Below are 14,246 nucleotides of genomic sequence, written 5' to 3'. Positions count from 1 at the left end.
CCCCTGTCACCGCATAGAAGTACGATCCTCCGCATGAATATTCGCACTGTGCCGTTCGACCACCCCGACGCCGTCAAGCTCAACGACCAGGTCCAGCTCGAGTACGCCGAGCGGTACGACGGCGAGGGCGACGAGACGTACCTCGACCCCGCCATGTTCCGGCCGCCGCACGGCCTCTACCTGATCGCGTACGACGAGCGGGACCGGCCCGTCGCCACCGGGGGCTGGCGCTCGCAGGAGGAGAACGAGGAGGGCTACACGGACGGCGACGCGGAGCTGAAGCGCATGTACGTGATACCCGAGGCGCGGGGCCGCGGCATAGCCCGGCGGATCCTCGGCCTCCTGGAGGAGGACGCCCGCGCGGCGGGCCGCCTGCGGATGGTCCTGGAGACCGGGACCATGCAGCCCGAGGCGATCGGTCTGTACACGTCGAGCGGATACGAGCCGTGCGCGAAGTTCGGCTACTACCGCGCGTACGAGAACAGCCGCTGTTTCGCGAAATCACTGACGCGACCCTGACAAATCGTGGGTGACGTGGCACGCTGCCTCACACACCACGATCCGGTACCGCGATCCGCACCTCTTCGTTCCCCCCACCCTCCTGCCCGGGCCCGCCAGCGGCCCGGGCACGGCAGAAGGAGACATGCGTGACACGCCACCGCTCCTCAGCGGGCATCCTGCTGACCGCCGGAACCCTGCTCACGGGCGCCCTGGCCGCCGCCACCCCGGCGAGCGCGGCACCCGCCCCCGACGCCCCCGCCACCCACGCCGTGCCGAGCGCCGAACGGCAGAGCGCCGCCGGATTCTGGACCGCCGACCGGATGCGCGGCGCCACCCCCTTCGAACGGCTCGTCCGCCCCGCCGAGGTGCAGAAGCTCAAGGCGCCGAAGCCGGGCGGCAAGACCACCACGATCGCGCCGACCCCGGCCGCCGGCGGCGCGGCCACGGCCGGCGCCGTCCAGCCCATGGCCTTCCCGCAGTCCGGCGGCGCCTGGACCGGCGGCGGCGCGGTCGTGAAGACCTCCGGCCGGGTGTTCTTCACCTTCCAGGGCCGCACCGCCTCCTGCTCCGGCAACGCCGTGACCAGCCAGAACCAGTCGACCGTCATCACGGCCGGGCACTGCGTGAAGTACCAGGGCAGCTGGCACACCAACTGGGTCTTCGTCCCGGCGTACGACAACGGCAAGGCACCGTACGGGCAGTGGACGGCGTCCAAGACCCTGACCACGCCGCAGTGGCAGGCGAGCGAGGACATCAACTACGACGTCGGCGCCGCCGTCGTGGCGCCGCTGAACGGCCAGAAGCTCACGGCCGTGACGGGCGCGCAGGGCATCCAGTTCAACGGTGGCTACAACAAGGCGATGTACGCCTTCGGCTTCCCGGCCGCTTCGCCGTACGACGGCTCGAAGCTGATCTACTGCAGCGGGAACTCCTCCAAGGACTTCCTGTTCAGCCAGGACCACAGCCTGGGCTGCAACATGACGGGCGGCTCCAGCGGCGGCCCGTGGTTCACCGGCTTCAGCGAGTCCGCGGGCACCGGGCTCCAGGTGTCGGTGAACAGCTTCGGCTACACCTTCCTGCCGAACCGCATGTTCGGCCCGTACTTCGGCAACGAGGCCCAGGCGGTCTACAACCAGGCCCAGTCCTCGTAAGCGGACGCGACCGCACTCCTCGGTGCCCGGGTTCCCTGCGGGGCCCGGGCACCGCTCATGCCAGCGCCGCCGCCACCAGCCGCGCCACCGCGTCGCCGGGCACGGAGTCGCCGCCCGCCACCAGCCGGTCGAAGACCAGCCCGTCCACGCAGGCCAGCAACGTCACCGTCCGCTCCTCCGCGTCGGCTGCCCCGTGCGCGGCGATGAGGTTCCGTACGGCATCGCGCGCCGCGTTCTCGCGGGGCGTCAGCACCTCCCGCAGCTCCGGACGGTGCACGCTCTCCACGGCGCAGGCGTACCGGGCCAGCGACCGCCGGCGCCCCTCACCGCGCAGCCGCCGCGCGCAGAACGCGGTCAGGGCGGCCGCCAGTTCGTCCGGGTCCCGGGGCAGGGGCGCCGCCGCGGCCGCGGCGGCGAGTTCCGCCTGGTCCCGTTCGACGAGCCGCTTCACGAGGGCGGTCAGCAGCGCCTCGCGGGTGCGGAAGTACGCGGACGTGGTGCCCGCGGGCAGGCCGGCCGCGGCGTCCACGGCGCGGTGCGTGAGCGCCCGCATCCCGCCGTCGGCGAGCACGTCGATGGCGGCGTCGGCGAGGACGGTACGGCGGTCTCCGGTCATCCGTCCTTTCTACCCCGTCCCCCCACCTGCTTCTACACCTGTAGAGAGCGGGGAGTAGCCTCCTTCTACATCCGCAGAAGGAGGCTGGGCATGCAGCCTGGAACAGCCGTGGTGGTCGGTGGCGGCATCGGCGGTCTGGCGGCCGCCCTGGGACTGTGCAGAACCGGCTGGCGCGTCACGGTCGTCGAGCGGGCGCCCGCCGCCCTCGCCGACGCGGGCGCCGGCATCTCGCTCGCCGCCAACGGCGTCCGCGCCCTGGACGCGCTCGGCGTGGGCCCCGCCCTGCGCACGGCCTCGCGCCGCCAGCTCTCCGGCGGCACCCGCACCCCGGGCGGGCGGCTGCTCGCCCGCATGGACGGCCACGCCGTCGAACGCGCCCTGGGCGCCCCGCTCGTCGGCATCCCGCGTGCCGCGCTGCACCGGCTGCTGCGCACCGCGCTGCCGGACGGGGCCCTCCTCGCCGGCGTCGAGGTCACCTCGGTCGAGGACCCCGCCGACGCCCCGCACGCGCGCGTGCACACGACGGCCGGGATGTACGAGGCCGGTCTCGTCGTCGCGGCCGACGGCATCAACAGCCCCTTGCGCACCCGGCTGCTGCCCGATGCTCCGGGCCCGTCCTACAGCGGGTCGACGGTGCTGCGGGCCATCACCGCCCACCCGGTGCCCGTCACCGGCGACTTCCAGCTGACCTGGGGGCCGGGCACCGAGTTCGGCCACATGCTGCTCGCCGACGGGCGGGCCGAGTGGCACGCGGTGGTCAACGCCCCGCCCGGCCTACGGCACGAGGACCCGCTCGCCGCCGTGCGCCGCCGGTTCGCCCGGTGGCACGAGCCGATCCCCGCGCTCCTCGCCGCGACCGCACCGGAGGCGGTGCTCCACCACGACGTGTACGAACTGGCCACGCCCCTGCCCACGTACGCGGTGGGGCGGGTCGCCCTGCTCGGTGACGCCGCCCACGCCATGACGCCGTTCCTGGGGCAGGGCGCCTGCCAGGCCCTGGAGGACGCGGTCACGCTGGCCGCGGCGGTGGCGGCCGCGCCCGACGTACGGACGGGGCTCGTCCGGTACGACGCGGAGCGCCGCCCCCGCACCCAGGCGGTGGCAGTGGCCGCGCGCCGGGCCGGGCGCATGGGGCAGCAGCTCAGCGGTCCCCTGGCGGTGGCGGCCCGCAACGCGCTGATGCGCCTGGCCCCTTCCCGGCTGACGATCCGCACGACGCTCCGGCATGCCGCCTGGACTCCGCCCGCACTGGCGTGAGCGTGAGCGGTCCGGGGGCCGGGGCGGCGGCGAGCCGCGGAAGGCCCGCCGCCTCGGTGTCCACCGCCTCGCGGCGGGCCGCCTCCGGGGCGCCGCCGTCGGCGCGGTACACGGAGGCGGGCGGGCGGGTGCTGCCCGTACCGGCGGGCGCCGGCCCCGTGCCGGGCTGTCCGGTTCGTGCGGAGGGTCCGGACCCGACCTCGCGGGCGGGCGCCGACGCGGTGCCGGCCGGCCACTGGGCCCGGGGCGCGGCCGTCGGGGCGTCGGTGAGCCAGCGCTGGGCGTGCGAGTCGTCGCGGACCTTGACCACCAGGCCCGTTCCGGCGGTGGGCGAGACGGGCGCGAGCGCCAGGTCCTCGTTCCAGCGGGGGATCACCGTGCCCTGGACGGTCAGGTCGTAGCGCCCGCCCGCCCCGCACACCGCGAGGACGACCGTGCCGTCGAGCCGCTGCGCGTCCGGGCAGAGCTGCGGGGCGGCACCGCTGCGCAGCAGGCCGTCGGGGTCGTACGTCCACTGCTGGGTGCGTTCGCCGGAGCACACCGCGAGGGTCAGCTCCGCCCCGGTCAGCGCCCTGCCGTCGCGGATGTCCAGGCACAGCCCGGCCTCCGCGTTGCGCAGCCTGGTGTGGAGCGGGCCGGCGGGGTGCCCGGCCGGGGCCGGCGGCTGCGGCACGCCGGGGCCGGCGCCCTGGACCCCGCCCTCGCCGTGGCCGGCCCCCGTGCCCGGACCGGTGGTGCCCGCGCCGGACGGGCTCATGGCGCCGGGGCCGGGCGCACCGCCGGTCACCGCCCCGCCGGCCGCACCCCCGGTGCCGGCCGCACCGTCGCCCGTACCGCCCTCGGGCCACAGCCCTGCGACCAGGGCCACGACGAGGACGCCGCCCACGGCGGCGCCGACTCCCGCCAGCACGGCCCCGTTCCGTAAGGGCGCCCTCCGGCGCAGCGACGCGGCACCGGCCCGCACGGCCGCCCCGGCCCTCAGGAGCGCGGCACCGCCCGGCGACGCCTCAGCGCGGCGGCGCACGGCCCTGGAGTGCCGGCCGGCCCGGCGCCCCTCCCCCGGCCCCCCACCCTGCCGCCCGTACGCGCGGGCCCGTGCGGGGCGCGACTCCAGGTAGCGGGCCGCGCCTCCGCCGAGCACCGCCTCGGCGAGCAGGAGCGGCAACCGGCCGTCCGACTGCCGCAACTGGTCGGCGGCGGCGCGGCAGTAGGGGCACTGCGCCAAGTGGCGCTGGATGTCGGGGATGAGGGGCCCGGTCCGGCGCAGCGAGATGTCGAGGAGCCGGCCGAAGTGGCGGCACTCCCGGTCCGGGGCGAGCTCCTGGTGGACGCTCGCGCAGCGTTCGCGGAACAGTTCGCGGGCCTCCGCCAGCCGCTCGGCCGCGCCGCGCGGGTCTATGGCGAGGAGCGCCGCCGGTATGGAAAGGCCCTCCGCCTCGACCTCCCGGTGCCACAGCAGGACCTGCGCGTCGGCCGGCAGGCTCCGGAATGCGCGGGCGACGATGCGGCGATTGTCCGGCGGCCCGGCCGGCGCCTGAATTCCGGGCAGCATTGCGGTAATCCGGGGATCGGCGGACCAGTCCCTCAGCGTTTGCCCGGCGGTGACCAATAGGCGTGGCCGCAGGGCGCCGATGCCGTCATCACGCGCCCCGGACTCCGAGAGCCACGGCTTTTCCCACACCTGTGCGAAAGCCGTGGAGGCGACCATGGCGGCGGTTTTCTTCCCCTGTGCGAACAGCGCCGCATAGGCGAAGACCGCGTCCCAGTGCCGCGCCAGCAGCACGGCCCGGCCATGGGGATCGGCACCGGCAGGCTGCTCGCCGGAGCCGCCGGGGACCGAACCACGGGGCGGAGGAGGAGGATTCTGCATGGGGGGTCTTTCCCTCCAGGGCATTGCGGTGGGGGATCGAGCCGTCGGGCGGCATCGCCGGTCGACGAAAAGACGCGACGATTGGTGCGTACCTTTTCGTGACCCTGGTGCAGAATCAGCTTCGTGAGCCGTGAGGGGCCTCACTTTCGCACAACTTCCCAGCGCGGAACAAGAGTTCCGGAAAGCCGAAGGATCCCGCCCGGACGACTTGGAGGAGTCGACAGGACGGGATCCCGAAGTGGTCGCGAATAAGTGAGAAAGTGTCAAGAACTGGCTACCGCAACCACCATGAAGCGACCGTCATGAAGCGACCGCGGCTCAGGCCGTACGGGCGGTGTGCGGGCGGGCGAGGTTGTCCGGGTGCAGGATGCGCGCCAGCTCGTCCTCGGTCAGCAGGCCCTTCTCCAGGACCAGTTCCCGCACGCTCCGGCCCGACTCCAGGGCCTCCTTGGCCACGGCGGTGGCCTGCTCGTACCCGATGTGCGGGTTGAGCGCGGTGGCCAGGCCGATGGAGTGGGCGACGAGGTCCGCCAGGTGCTCGCGGTTCGCGGTGATCCCGGTGACGCAGCGCTCGGCGAGGGTCAGGCAGCCGGCCCGCAGGTGGGTCAGCGACTTGAGCAGGCTGTGGGCGATGACCGGCTCGAAGGCGTTCAGCTGGAGCTGGCCCGCCTCGGCCGCCATGGTCACGGCCATGTCGTTGCCGATGACCTCGAACGCGATCTGGTTGACCACCTCGGGCACGACCGGGTTCACCTTGCCGGGCATGATGCTCGAACCCGCCTGCACCGGCGGCAGGTTGATCTCGCCGAGGCCGGCGCGCGGCCCGCAGGAGAGCAGCCGCAGGTCGTTGCAGGTCTTGGAGAGCTTGACGGCGATCCGCTTGAGGACGCCCGACAGCTGGACGAACGCGCCCGCGTCCTGGGTGGCCTCGACGAGGTCGTCGGCGACGCTGAGCGGCAGCCCGGTGATGTCCCGCAGGTGGCCGCAGGCGACGGCCGCGTACCGGGGGTGGGCGTTGAGGCCCGTACCGATCGCCGTACCGCCGAGGTTGATCTCGCGGATCAGTTCGCAGGCCTCGCCGAGCCGCTTGCGGTCCTCCTCCAGCATGATCGCGTACGTGGCGAACTCCTGGCCCAGCGTCATGGGCACGGCGTCCTGGAGCTGCGTCCGCCCCATCTTCAGGACGTCGGCGAACTCCTCCGCCTTGGCGGCGAAGGCGTCGCGCAGGACCTCCATCGCGTCCAGCAGGCGCTGCGCGGTGAAGTCGAGGGCGATCTTGACGGCCGTCGGGTAGACGTCGTTGGTGCTCTGGCCCGCGTTGACGTCCTCCAGCGGGTGCACGTGCCGGTACTCGCCCTTGGCATGGCCGAGCAGCTCCAGCGCGCGGTTGGCGACGACCTCGTTGGCGTTCATGTTGGTCGAGGTGCCGGCGCCGCCCTGGATGACGTCCACGACGAACGCGTCGTGCAGCTTGCCGCCGCGGATCTCCTCGCACGCGGCGACGATCGCGTCGGCCTTGTGCCCGTCCAGCGTCCCGAGGTCGCGGTTGGCGAGGGCCGCGGCCTGCTTGACGCACGCGAGCGCGGCGACGAGCTCGGGGTAGACGGAGATCGGCGTGCCGGTGATGGGGAAGTTCTCCACGGCCCGCAGGGTGTGGATGCCGTAGTAGGCGTCGGCGGGCACATCCCGGTCGCCGAGCAGGTCGTGCTCGGAGCGGAACGCGGCGGGGAGCGGGGAGGGTTCGGCGGCGTACGTGCTGCCCATGAGGGACTTCTTTCCTGGGTCCGTCGGGTGGTGACTGGGTCTGCGGGAGGGGACTGGGCGGTGGGGAGCTGCGCCCCTAGGCCTGGACGAGGGCGTCGGCGATGGCCGGCTCGCCGAGTGCCTGCCGCAGGACCCGCTCGCGCTCGCGCGGGTCGGTGGCGGCCAGCAGAGCGCTGAGGACCGCGATACGGGCCTGGCCGGCGCGCAGTGTGCCGGTCGGCACGGCGCCCGCGGCGACGAGGTCGACGGCGCCGCCGTGCGTGTAGATCTGCGTGACGGGCCCGGACGGGACGCGGGTGGTCAGGGCGACGAGCACGCCGCGCGCGACGGCGGAGGCGACGGCCTCGACGATCTCGGGGGTGGCGTTGCCGGCGCCGGTGGCCACCAGCACGATGCCCTGCGCGCCGGCGTCGACGGCGGCGTTCAGCAGGAACGGGTCGGCGTCCGCGTGGTGCATGACCATGTCGACGCGGGGATACGCGTCGGGCACGCCGGGCAGCGGGAGCGGCGCCGGCCGCTCGGGGTGCCGCAGGACGGACACCTTGCCGAAGCCGATGTTGCCGAGACGGGTGCCGGAGGGGTCGGCGAAGGCATCGGCGGCCACGGTCTGTGTCTTGACCGTGCCGCGGGCGGCGTGCAGCTTGCCGTCGAAGGCGACGACGACACCGAGTCCGCGGACGCGGGCGGCGGTCAGCAGGGCGTCGTGGAGGTTGCGGGGCCCATCGCCGTCCTCGGCGTCGAGCGGCAGCTGGGCGCCGGTGAAGACGACGGGGCGCGGGTCGTCGTGGTGGAGGTCGACGAGGAACGCCGACTCCTCCAGGGTGTCGGTGCCGTGCGTGACCACGACGCCCTGCACGCCGGGGTCGGCGAGGACCTCGTGGACGGTGCGGAGCAGGGTGAGCTGGTGGGCGGTGGTGAGCCGGGGGCTGTTGACGCTGAACAGGTCGACGACCTCGACGGCGACGTCCTCGGGCACGGCCGCGGTCGCCATGACCTCCTGCCCGTGCGCGTCGGCGGCGAAGCCGGAGCCCTGCCAGCGGCTGGCTATGGTCCCGCCGGTGCTGATGACGACGACACGTCCCACAGTGCTCTCTCCTTGCTCACGGCACTGAAATCTCCGGGCGCAAGGATAGAAAAGAAAGCCCGCAATATGCTCGCGAATCCAGCCAGCCGGAGCACATAGACTTGGTGGATAATTGCGCCATGGACGAGATCGACCGCGCAATCTTGCGCGAGCTCCAGAACGACGGCCGGCTGAGCAACCAGGAGCTTGCCCAACGCGTGGGCCTGACCCCCTCCCCCTGCATGCGCCGGGTCCGGCAGCTGGAGCAGGACGGGGTGATCCAGGGCTACCGCGCGGTGATCGACCCGGAAGCGGTCGACCGGGGCTTCGAGGTCCTGGTCTCCATCGAGGTGAAGCGCGACCGCGAGGTGGTGGAGGCCTTCGAGGCCGCCCTCCAGGACATCCCGGACGTCATCGAGGCGTACCGGCTCTTCGGCAGCCCGGGGTGCCTGCTGCGCATCGCGGTCGCGGACCTGCGCGCGTACGAACGGCTCTGGATCGAGAAGCTGACCGCCCTCGCGGGCGTCACGGAGGTCAACTCACAGATCATCATGAAGCGCATCAAGGAACCCCGCGGGCTCCCCGTCACGGGCTGACCCGGCAGCCCGTCCGACCCGCGGGCCTCAAAGACGAAGCCCCCGCCCGGTTTCCCCGGCGGGGGCTTCGATGTGCGTGGACCTGAGGGGATTTGAACCCCTGACCCCCTCGATGCGAACGAGGTGCGCTACCAGTCTGCGCCACAGGCCCTTGCGACGTGTGAAACATTAGCATCCCGATCCGGGTGCTCGGAAATCCGTTGCCGCGCGGGGCCCGGAGAGATGGATCACTCGTCTCATTCGTTGGCCGCGCGGGGGCGGTCCTCGTCGGCGTACTGGTCGAACAGCGGGGTGCGGCCGTGGTCGCGGGGGCGGCGCGGCGGGTGCGGGTGGCGGCGGGTGGCCGGGGGCGGGGTCGGTTCGGCCGGGGAGGAGCGGGCGGCGCTCCAGGTCTCCGGGTCCGTCACGTCGACGCCGCCGGTGGCGCGCGGGGCGACCGGGGCGGTGACGTACGTGGGGAGCGGGACGGGGACCGGGTCCCAGCTGTCGCCGCGGGACGGGCCGCGGTCGCGCTGCTGGTCGACCCACTCCGCGTGATCGGTCTGCTCGACCAGGGCGCGGCGGCCGGCCTCCGCCGGGGAGACGGCGGGGGCGGGCTCGGGCGCCGGGTCGCGGCGGTGGGCCTCGGCCTCGTCGTCCGCGTCGGCGGGCGGCTGCGGGCGGCGCCGGCGGCTGTCGCGCAGGCGCTGAGCGGCGGCCTCGGCGCGGCGCCGGTCCATCACGTACACGAAGCGGCGGCGCTCCTGGCGGCGCAGGTAGACGATGTACGCGCTGAGCAGGACCGCCGGGATGCCGGGCACCCACAGGAAGGCGAGCCCGCCCACGGCGGCGACGATCGCGCCGAGCGTGAACGCGAGGAAGAGGATCACCGTCGTACGGCGCCGGCGGGCCAGCACGCGGGTGCGGCGGGCGCGCTCGGCGGCCGCGCGGGAGGTCTGCGGGCGGGCCGGCCGGGGCGCGGGGACCGGCGCGGCGGCCTCCGGGACCTCCAACCGGGCCTCCGTGTGGTCCGGGGGCGCGGCGAAGGCCCGGACGTCGACCGAGCTGAGGTGCTCGGTCTCGGCGTCCGGGTCCACGTCGGGGTCCCGCCCCTCGGCGCCTCGCTGGCGCAGCTCCTTGGCGTACCGGCGCTCCATCCCCGCTCGTCCGGACAGGAGCCGGATGGCGGTGCTGAAGCGTTCCGTCGGTCGAGCCTCGTTCAGCTCGTCCTGCCTGCGAAGCCACATCGGCACCAGGTAGGCGGCCCAAGCTCCGACAATGACTGCGTAGATGAGGCCGCTGCTGCTCACGCCTCACACGGTAGAGGTGTTCGCGTGAGGCCATCGGCCAATTGGGCCGGTGTGTCGCACGATCTGGCTGATATCACTGAACTTTTTTGTGATTGTTCCGATCGATTGTGGTCGCCGGGCACACAATTCGAACAGGTGATTTATTTTGCGGGGTGTTCGGGTCGTGCCTGGTGCCAGCGGCGCACGAGCCCTTCCGGCACCTCCTCGGCGGTCAGCGCGAACACCAGGTGGTCGCGCCACGCGCCGTCGATATGGAGGTAGCGCGGACGCAGCCCCTCCTCGCGGAATCCCAATTTCTCCACGACCCGCCGGCTGGGGCCGTTCTCGGGGCGAATGCACACCTCGATGCGGTGCAGTCCGACCGAGCGGAAGCAGTGGTCGACCGCGAGGGCGACCGCCGTGGGCATCACGCCGCGGCCCGCGACGTCCTGGTCCACCCAGTAGCCGATGTGGCCGGAGCACATCGAGCCCCAGGTGATGCCGGCGACGGTCAGCTGGCCGACCAGCCGCCCCCGGTACTCGATGACGAACGGCAGCATCCGGCCCGCGTTGGCCTCGGCGCGCAGGTGGCGGACCATCTGCCGGTACGTGGGGCGCTGGACGAGCGGGGCGCCGGGGGCGGGCGGCGGGACCGTCGCCTCCCAGGGGCGCAGCCAGTCGCGGTTGCGCCGGTTCACCTCGCGCCAGGCCTGGTGGTCGCGCGCCTTTATCGGGCGGAGCAGCACGTCGCCGTCCGCGAGGATCACGGGCCAGGCGGGGTTCATGACGCCGGTCTCGGATGGTCGCCGCCGCGCAGCTGGTCCACGGCGTGGACGAGCAGCCTCTCCAGGACGGCGAGGCCGTCGCGTACGCCGCCGGTCGAGCCCGGCAGGTTGACGATCAGGGTGCGGCCCGCGACGCCGGCGAGGCCGCGGGACAGCGCGGCGGTCGGGACCTTGTCACGGCCGTACGCGCGGATCGCCTCGGGGATCCCGGGCACCTCGTGGTCGAGGACGCGGCGGGTGGCCTCCGGGGTGGCGTCGGTCGGGGAGATGCCGGTGCCGCCGGTGGTGAGGATGACGTCGTACGCCGCGGCCACCCCGGCGCGCAGCGCCGCCTCCACGGGCTCGCCGTCGGGGACGACCTGGGGGCCGTCGACCGTGAAGCCCATGGCCGCGAGACCCTCGGCGAGTATCGGCCCGCCCTTGTCCTCGTACACCCCGGCGGCGGCGCGGTTGGACGCGGTGACGACGAGCGCGCGGTACGTCACGACCGGCTCCAGTCGCCGGACTTGCCGCCGGTCTTCTCCTCCACCCGCACGTCGGTGATCACGGCGGCCTTGTCGACGGCTTTGACCATGTCGACGACGGTGAGCGCCGCCACGGAGACCGCGGTCAGCGCCTCCATCTCGACGCCGGTGCGGTCCGTGGTCTTCACGGTGGCGGTGATCTCCACGGCGTCGTCGGCCACCGTCAGGTCCAGCTTCACGCCGGAGACGGCGAGCGGGTGGCACAGCGGGATCAGGTCGGGGGTGCGCTTGGCGCCCATGATGCCGGCGATGCGCGCGGTGGCGAGGGCGTCGCCCTTGGGGACGCCCTCGCCGCGCAGCAGTTCCACCACGCGCGGCGAGACCAGGACGCGGCCGCTGGCGCGGGCGGTGCGGGCGGTGACGTCCTTGCCGGAGACGTCCACCATGCGGGCGGCCCCCGCCTCGTCGATGTGGGTCAGGCTGCCTTGCGTACTCACTGCACTCCGCCTCGCGATCTGGCGCCGGTTGTCGGCACGGCGGCAGACACCGTACCGCCACGGCGGCCCGCCATGGGGGTGCCCCCTGGACGAGCCCGGGGCCGGGGCCTCGCGGGAGGCCGCCGGCTCAGCCGAGGAGCATCACCTCGACGTCGCTGCCCGGCTCCACCACGGTGGTGTCCTCCGGGACGACGAGCAGCGCGTCCGCGTGCGCGAGAGCGGCGATCAGGTGGGAGCCGGCCCCGCCCACAGGAGTGACGCTACCCGCCTCGGCGTCGTACGTCCCCCGGAGGAACTGGCGCTTCCCCGCGGGCGACGACAGCGGCTTGTCGGCCGTGAGCACGGCCCGCACGCGGGGCCGGTGGAGGTCCTTCAGGCCCATCAGGGCGCGGATCGCGGGCCGCACGAACAGCTCGAACGACACGTACGACGAGACCGGGTTGCCGGGCAGGGCCAGCAGCGGTGTGTGGTCCGGGCCGATGGAGCCGAAGCCCTGGGGCTTGCCCGGCTGCATGGCCAGCTTGTGGAACTCGACGCCGCCGCCCGGCTCGTCCGCGTCGCCCACCGAGGACAGGGCCTCCTTGACGACGTCGTACGCCCCGACGCTGACGCCGCCCGTGGTGACCAGCAGGTCGGCGCGGACCAGCTGGTCCTCGATCGTGGCCCGCAGCGTGTCCGCGTCGTCGGTGACCGCGCCCACCCGGTAGGCGATGGCGCCGGCGTCCCGGGCGGCGGCGGCCAGCGCGAAGCTGTTGGAGTCGTAGATCTGGCCGGGGCCCAGCTCCTCGCCGGGCTGTACCAGCTCGCTGCCCGTGGACAGGACGACCACGCGCGGGCGGGGCCGCACCCGGACCGTGCCCCGGCCGATGGCGGCCAGCAGGCCGATCTGCGCCGGCCCGAGCACCGTGCCCGCCTCGAGGGCCAGGTCGCCGGCCTGGACGTCGCTGCCCCGGGCGCGGACATGGGCGCGGGCCTCGACCGGGCGGTGGACGCGCACCTCGCCCGTGGCGCCCTCGGGGGCGGCGCTCGCGGCGCGCATCGTGGTGGCCGCTCCCCCGCCCGTACCGCCGTCGGTCCACTCGACGGGGACGACCGCCTCGGCGCCGGGCGGGAGCGGGGCGCCGGTCATGATGCGCGCGGCCTCGCCCGGGCCCACCGTGGGCAGGCCCTCACTGCCGGCGGCCACGTCGCCGATGACGGTGAGGACCGCGGGAAACTCCTCCGAGGCGCCCGTGACGTCGGCGATCCGCACCGCGTACCCGTCCATGGAGCTGTTGTCGAAGGGCGGCAGGGCCACCGGCACCGTGACGTCCTCGACCAGGACACAGCCCTGGGCGTCGGGCAGTTGCAGCTCGATCGGGTCGAGCGGGTGGACGGCGGCGAGCACGTCCTCCAGGTGCTCGTCGACGGACCGGATCGCGGGTGCGGGGCTCGCGGCGCTCACGGGGCTCAAGGTCTACATCTCCTCGGTGACGTAACGGCGGAGCCAGGACCGGAACTCCGGTCCCAGATCTTCACGTTCGCACGCGAGTCTGACAATCGCCCGGAGATAGTCGCCACGGTCCCCGGTGTCGTAGCGGCGGCCCTTGAAGACGACTCCGTGCACCGGGCCGCCCACCTTCTCGTCCATGGCGAGCTTCTGGATGGCGTCGGTGAGCTGGATCTCGTTGCCCCGGCCCGGCTCCGTCTCCCGCAGTATCCCGAAGATCGCCGGGTCCAGGACGTACCGGCCGATGATCGCGTAGTTGCTGGGCGCCTCCGACGGGTCGGGCTTCTCGACCAGGTCGGTCACCCGGACCACGTCGGACTCGGCGGTCGGCTCCACCGCCGCGCAGCCGTAGAGGTGGATCTGTGAGTGGTCGACCTCCATGAGGGCGATCACGCTGCCGCCCTCGCGCTCCTGGATCTCGACCATGCGGGAGAGCAGCGGGTCGCGCGGGTCGATCAGGTCGTCGCCGAGGAGGACCGCGAACGGCTGGTCGCCCACGTGCGGGGCGGCGCACAGCACGGCGTGGCCGAGGCCGCGCGGGTCGCCCTGGCGCACGTAGTGCATGGTCGCCAGGTCGTTGGACTCCTTGACCTTGCCCAGCCGCTCCCGGTCCCCCTTGCGGAAGAGGGCTTCCTCCAGCTCGTAGTTGCGGTCGAAGTGGTCCTCCAGGGGCCGCTTGTTCCGCCCGGTGATCATCAGCACGTCGTGGAGTCCGGCGTCCACCGCCTCCTCGACCACGTACTGGATGGCGGGCTTGTCGACGACAGGCAGCATCTCCTTGGGAGTGGCTTTCGTGGCAGGCAGGAACCGGGTGCCGAGTCCTGCGGCTGGGATGACAGCCTTGCTGATCCTGGGGTGCGACTGAGTCATGCCCAGCACCCTATCCGTTCGGTATGGGTGGAAGATGAGGATCCGGTTAAGTTGC

14 protein-coding genes and 1 tRNA gene are annotated in these 14,246 nt (G+C 73.5%); 4 read left to right on the top strand and 11 right to left on the bottom strand.

The annotated features are described in order from the left end of the window. Positions 1-33 precede the first annotated feature (33 nt). Together ABEB09_RS19715 and ABEB09_RS19710 are read left to right on the top strand one after the other, a co-directional pair. On the top strand, positions 34-519 hold the full coding sequence (locus ABEB09_RS19715) for a GNAT family N-acetyltransferase (protein WP_345691242.1): 486 nt from the start codon (positions 34-36) through the stop codon (positions 517-519). Between the two features lie 128 nt (positions 520-647). After that, on the top strand, positions 648-1,652 hold the full coding sequence (locus tag ABEB09_RS19710) for a trypsin-like serine peptidase (RefSeq protein WP_345691241.1): 1,005 nt from the start codon (positions 648-650) through the stop codon (positions 1,650-1,652). A gap of 55 nt (positions 1,653-1,707) precedes the next feature. Here the strand turns inward: ABEB09_RS19710 and ABEB09_RS19705 are convergent, their stop codons facing one another. Then, positions 1,708-2,268 carry a TetR/AcrR family transcriptional regulator gene (locus ABEB09_RS19705; RefSeq protein ID WP_345691240.1) on the bottom strand — a complete coding sequence of 187 codons (561 nt, stop codon included), beginning with the start codon at positions 2,266-2,268 and terminating at the stop codon, positions 1,708-1,710. A 90-nt stretch (positions 2,269-2,358) separates the two neighbouring features. On the opposite strand from ABEB09_RS19705, the gene ABEB09_RS19700 reads away from it, so the two are divergent. Next, on the top strand, positions 2,359-3,525 hold the full coding sequence (locus ABEB09_RS19700; protein ID WP_345691239.1) for an FAD-dependent monooxygenase: 1,167 nt from the start codon (positions 2,359-2,361) through the stop codon (positions 3,523-3,525). On the opposite strand, the gene ABEB09_RS19695 is transcribed toward ABEB09_RS19700, so the two are convergent. From ABEB09_RS19695 to ABEB09_RS19685, 3 genes are all read right to left on the bottom strand, one after another. Next, entirely contained in the window at positions 3,410-5,077 is a 1,668-nt protein-coding gene (locus tag ABEB09_RS19695) for an RICIN domain-containing protein (protein WP_345691238.1), read from the bottom strand. The two genes, ABEB09_RS19700 and ABEB09_RS19695, sit on opposite strands and share 116 nt — an antisense overlap. Before the next feature lie 636 nt (positions 5,078-5,713). Next, positions 5,714-7,159 (bottom strand): aspartate ammonia-lyase, encoded by a 1,446-nt coding sequence (aspA, locus tag ABEB09_RS19690; RefSeq protein WP_345691237.1) that lies wholly within the window; start codon positions 7,157-7,159, stop codon positions 5,714-5,716. Positions 7,160-7,235: 76 nt separating this feature from the next. Beyond that, on the bottom strand, positions 7,236-8,243 hold the full coding sequence (locus tag ABEB09_RS19685) for an asparaginase (RefSeq protein ID WP_345691236.1): 1,008 nt from the start codon (positions 8,241-8,243) through the stop codon (positions 7,236-7,238). Between the two features lie 119 nt (positions 8,244-8,362). Between ABEB09_RS19685 and ABEB09_RS19680 the strand changes: the two genes are divergently transcribed. Further along, positions 8,363-8,818, top strand: a complete 456-nt coding sequence (locus tag ABEB09_RS19680) for an Lrp/AsnC family transcriptional regulator (RefSeq protein WP_345691235.1) — start codon at positions 8,363-8,365, stop codon at positions 8,816-8,818. Between the two features lie 77 nt (positions 8,819-8,895). Here ABEB09_RS19680 and ABEB09_RS19675 read toward each other — a convergent pair. From ABEB09_RS19675 to galU, 7 genes are all read right to left on the bottom strand, one after another. Then, a tRNA-Ala gene (locus ABEB09_RS19675) sits at positions 8,896-8,969 on the bottom strand. A gap of 85 nt (positions 8,970-9,054) precedes the next feature. After that, on the bottom strand, positions 9,055-10,107 hold the full coding sequence (sepX, locus tag ABEB09_RS19670) for a divisome protein SepX/GlpR (RefSeq protein ID WP_345691234.1): 1,053 nt from the start codon (positions 10,105-10,107) through the stop codon (positions 9,055-9,057). Between the two features lie 140 nt (positions 10,108-10,247). After that, a complete protein-coding gene (locus tag ABEB09_RS19665) occupies positions 10,248-10,871 on the bottom strand; it encodes a GNAT family N-acetyltransferase (protein ID WP_345691233.1) in 624 nt (207 codons plus the stop codon). Next, positions 10,868-11,356, bottom strand: coding sequence for a MogA/MoaB family molybdenum cofactor biosynthesis protein (locus tag ABEB09_RS19660; RefSeq protein WP_345691232.1), 489 nt, complete (start codon positions 11,354-11,356; stop codon positions 10,868-10,870). Before ABEB09_RS19660 ends, ABEB09_RS19665 begins: the two co-directional genes overlap by 4 nt. Further along, a complete protein-coding gene (gene moaC / locus ABEB09_RS19655; RefSeq protein ID WP_345693999.1) occupies positions 11,353-11,781 on the bottom strand; it encodes a cyclic pyranopterin monophosphate synthase MoaC in 429 nt (142 codons plus the stop codon). The genes ABEB09_RS19660 and moaC overlap by 4 nt, the downstream gene beginning before the upstream one ends. A gap of 178 nt (positions 11,782-11,959) precedes the next feature. Further along, on the bottom strand, positions 11,960-13,276 hold the full coding sequence (glp, locus tag ABEB09_RS19650) for a molybdotransferase-like divisome protein Glp (protein ID WP_345691231.1): 1,317 nt from the start codon (positions 13,274-13,276) through the stop codon (positions 11,960-11,962). Positions 13,277-13,288: 12 nt separating this feature from the next. Beyond that, positions 13,289-14,191, bottom strand: coding sequence for a UTP--glucose-1-phosphate uridylyltransferase GalU (galU, locus tag ABEB09_RS19645; RefSeq protein WP_345691230.1), 903 nt, complete (start codon positions 14,189-14,191; stop codon positions 13,289-13,291). Between the last annotated feature and the right edge of the window lie 55 nt (positions 14,192-14,246).

The sequence above is a fragment of the Streptomyces coeruleoprunus genome (assembly GCF_039542925.1).
Taxonomy (GTDB): Bacteria; Actinomycetota; Actinomycetes; order Streptomycetales; family Streptomycetaceae; genus Streptomyces; species Streptomyces coeruleoprunus.
The sequence above is the reverse complement of the archived record's forward strand: the minus strand, read 5'-3'. Positions and strand labels throughout refer to the sequence as shown.